The sequence below is a fragment of the Micromonospora sp. NPDC049089 genome (assembly GCF_040648775.1).
Classification (GTDB): domain Bacteria; phylum Actinomycetota; class Actinomycetes; order Mycobacteriales; family Micromonosporaceae; genus Micromonospora.
Map to the genome: position 1 here is coordinate 1 of NZ_JBEZEH010000341.1, position 3725 is coordinate 3725.

General features: G+C 69.0%; 3 protein-coding genes. 1 reads left to right on the top strand and 2 read right to left on the bottom strand.

Annotated features, from left to right (window positions below; all coding sequences use genetic code 11):
• The coding region (locus tag AB0B48_RS32285) for an endo-1,4-beta-xylanase (RefSeq protein ID WP_357208241.1) at positions 1-614 on the bottom strand (614 nt) is incomplete at its 3' end.
• Between the two features lie 459 nt (positions 615-1073).
• Positions 1074-2081 carry a PaaX family transcriptional regulator C-terminal domain-containing protein gene (locus AB0B48_RS32290; protein ID WP_357208236.1) on the bottom strand — a complete coding sequence of 336 codons (1008 nt, stop codon included), beginning with the start codon at positions 2079-2081 and terminating at the stop codon, positions 1074-1076.
• Positions 2082-2331: 250 nt separating this feature from the next.
• On the opposite strand from AB0B48_RS32290, the gene AB0B48_RS32295 reads away from it, so the two are divergent.
• Complete coding sequence (locus tag AB0B48_RS32295; protein WP_357208239.1) at positions 2332-3666, top strand: PHB depolymerase family esterase; 1335 nt, start codon at positions 2332-2334, stop codon at positions 3664-3666.
• Positions 3667-3725: the final 59 nt, after the last annotated feature.

Sequence of the window (3725 nt, forward strand, 5' to 3'; positions counted from 1 at the left end):
TTGACCCCGTCGGTGTTGTAGTCGTTGTAACACAACTTCGCACCCGGATCCGCCGCCCGCGCCGCCCGGAAGGCCGCCTCGATCCAGTCGTTGCCGGTGCGCTGCATGTTCGAGTCACGCCGCCCACCGGAACCACCGTCGGCGAACGCCTCGTTCACCACGTCCCAGGCGTAGATCTTCCCCCGGTAGTGCGTGGCGACCTGGGTGACGTGGTTGATCATCGCGTTGCGCAACGCGCTGCCCGACATGCCCTGCGCCCAGCCCGGCTGCTGCGCGTGCCACAACAGGGTGTGACCCCGCACGCTCATGCCGTTGGCCTGCGCGTGACTGACCAGGCGGTCACCACTGGAGTAGGTGAAGGTGCCCTGCTGCGGCTCGGTGGAGCTCCACTTCATCTCGTTCTCGGCCACGACACTGTTGAACTCACGGTTCAAAATCGTCGTGTATGCGCTGGTCGACAGCTTGCCGACGGCGACAGCCGCGCCGAAGTAGCGGCCCTTCTCGGCGGCGGCCGCCTTCAGGGTCGTGCCGGCACCGGATGCGGGGGTCAGCGCCACCGTCATACCGGTGGTGAGGGCGACGGCCATGGTCGCCGCCGCCAGCATCGTTCTCATGGGTTTCATGGCGTTCCTTTTCAGTGGTTGCATCGGTGGTGGTGATGTGCCACTTCGCTCGGAACAGCTGATCGGGGCGGTCCTCCTGGCCGCCCGGCATCAGCACGCACAGTCCGAGAAGGCTGTCGCCGGCGCCTGCCGGGTCCCGAGGTGACGTCCGCATGCCCTTGCGGACGTCGTGATCGGTGGGCCGATCGGTACGGCTCGCCCGGTGAGCCGAGACAGCGATCGCCCTCTATATCGAGAGTGAGCGATAACATGCCGTTCGTCAAGACGTAACGGGCCGTTCACGCCGATCTCCCGGAACGCCGCGTTTCGCCCGGTACCAAACGCCCTGAGTGACAGTGCTCAACCGCCGCGCGATCAGCTGACGAGTCTCACCACCGCGCCACCGGGACCGCTTCAGAGGGCAATCCTGTTATCGCTCACAGTCGTCACCCGACAGCAACTGCCAGAGGCTCACGAACACCCGGTGGCCGTGGCACTCGCAGACGGCTGCGCCGGGTCGGCATCGGCGCGTATGCCGGCGACGAGGTCGGCGGTGGTGTGCGCCTCGATGCCGGGCTGCGCGGCGTCGGCGAACCGCTCGACGACCGCCCGGACGTGTCGTTCGGCGGGTGCGGCGAGGCCGTCGTAGACGGCCTCGAACAGCTCCCGCGCCGGCTGCCTGAGCCACTCCCGTGGAAGGAGTTCCACCGGCAACTGCGGGTCGAGGACGGGGAAACGTCGGAAGGTGTCCATGACCTCGGTCCGGGCCCGCACCGCCGCGGCACCGTCGACCTGCCCGGACGCCACGGCGGGCAACAGTGGCGTCCAACGACGCAGGAACGCGTCGTAGCTCCGGCTGATCGCCTCGATGTCCCAGGCCTCGATCGGCGCACGGTGAATGGTCGAGGCGAGCGCGGTCTGCCGCCCCCGAAACACCGTTACCGCACCGAGGGTGAGCTGGTCGAGCTGGGCCCGAGCCGCAGGGGTCAACTTCTGCGGCGAGATCCACAGCCCGTCGTACAGCGGCGCGTAACCGAGCCACCGAAGTTGCGCCCGCAGCGCCCGGCGCTGCGTACTGCGGTCCTGCGGCAGCGAGAAGGCGACGATCGTCCAGCTACCGTCCCACCGGCCCGTCGAGGTGGTGGAGGCGAGAATCCAGTGCCCTCCGGCGGAGAGATTGGCGGCGGCTGCGCGGCTGAGCCGGTAGGAGCTTCGTCGCCCCAGTCGACTGCCCTCCAACACGCCACGGCGGGCCAACCGGCTGATCGCGGTCCGCGCTCCGGCCGTCGTCACGCCGGTCTCGGCGAGCAACGCGACGATGGCGGCGGACGGCAGGGCGACCCGGGTCCGCAGCGTGTAGTCGGCCAACAGGGTCACCGCGACGCCCTGCGGTGAGTTGCCGACCTGCCGGCGGGGCAGCCGGAGTGGGTGGTCGCCGTCGTCCGGATAGATCTCGTCGATGTCGAAGAGGCTTGCCACAGGCGCTCCGTGCTCCTCGGGGACGGTATGACGACTGTAGACGGACGGGCGCGACCCACCGCAAATCGAGATTCCTCGATTGACACTTGTTGGTCCGGGGGGAACACTAATTGCCACGCGACGCCATCCGAAGCCGGGCTGGGCGAACCACAGGTAGCGGGCAACGTGCGATCACCGCGGGAGTCGGGCAGACCCGCAACCGGATCGCGCGATCAATCCAGCCTGCACAGGCAATCGAAGGAGTCGTGCGGTGAAAATCAGAAGGAAACTGCTACTCACGCTGGCCGCGTCACTGGTCGCGGCCGGCCTGGTGGCCCCCACGGTCGGGCCCGCGTACGCGGCGTCACTGACCGAGGTGACCAGCTTCGGCGACAACCCGGGCCGGATGCGCATGCACGTCTACGTGCCGGACAACCGCCCCGCCCGGCCGGCGGTCGTGGTGGCGATGCACGGCTGCGGCGGGTCCGGCCCCGGGTTCTACTCCGGAAGCGAGTTCGCCAGCCAGGCCGACCGGTACGGATACATCGTGATCTACCCGTCCGCGACCCAGCAGGCCGGCTTCGGCAACTGCTTCGACACCTGGTCGGACGCCGCCAAGCGGCGTGGTGGGGGCAGCGACCCGGTGTCGATCATCAGCATGATCCGGTACGTGCAACAGCAGTACTCGGCCGACCCGGAGCGGGTCTACGCCACCGGCAGCTCATCCGGCGGCATGATGACGAACCACATGCTGGCCCTCTATCCCGACGTGTTCAAGGCCGGCGCCGCGTTCATGGGCGTGCCGTACAACTGCTTCGCCAACGCGGCGGACTACCCGCCCGGCAGCAGCCAGTGCACCGGCGGGAACATGAACCGGACTCCCCAGCAGTGGGGTGACGCGGTGCGCCAGGCGTACCCAGGCTACTCCGGGCCACGGCCGCGGGTGCAGCTGTGGCACGGCACCAGCGACACGCTCGTGCCGTACTCGCTGTTGCAGGAGACGATCGAGCAGTGGACCAACGTGTTCGGGCTGAGCCAGACACCCACCTCCACCGACACGCCCCAGGCCAACTGGAACCGGCGCCGGTACGCCGACAGCAGCGGCACCGTCCAGGTCGAGGCGTACAGCATCCAGGGTGCCGGGCACAGCCTGCCCTCCGGAGGGATGGCCGCGTCCGCCATCGCGTTCTTCGGACTGACAAACACCACGACCCCGCCGCCCACCACGCCGCCGCCCACCACCCCGCCGCCCACCACCCCGCCCCCGACCACGCCGCCGCCGGCCACCGGCGCCTGCCGGGTGACGGTCGCCATCAACGCCTGGAACACCGGCCTGACCGAGAACATCACCGTCACGAACACCAGCACCAGCGCCGTCAACGGCTGGTCCGTGGTCTTCACCCTGCCCAGCGGTCAGACCATCACCTCGGGTTGGAACGCCACCTACTCGCCCAACTCGGGGCAGGTGACAGCCCGCAACGTCGCCTACAACGGCGGCATCCCCGCCAACGGCTCGGTGAGCTTCGGCTTCCAGGCCAACCACAGCGGTAACACCGCCCGACCGTCCTCGTTCACCCTCAACGGCGCGGCCTGCACCGTCGCCTGAGACCGGGTCGACGTCCACGCGAGCGTGGGGCCGGCAACCCCAGGTGGGTTACGGGCGCC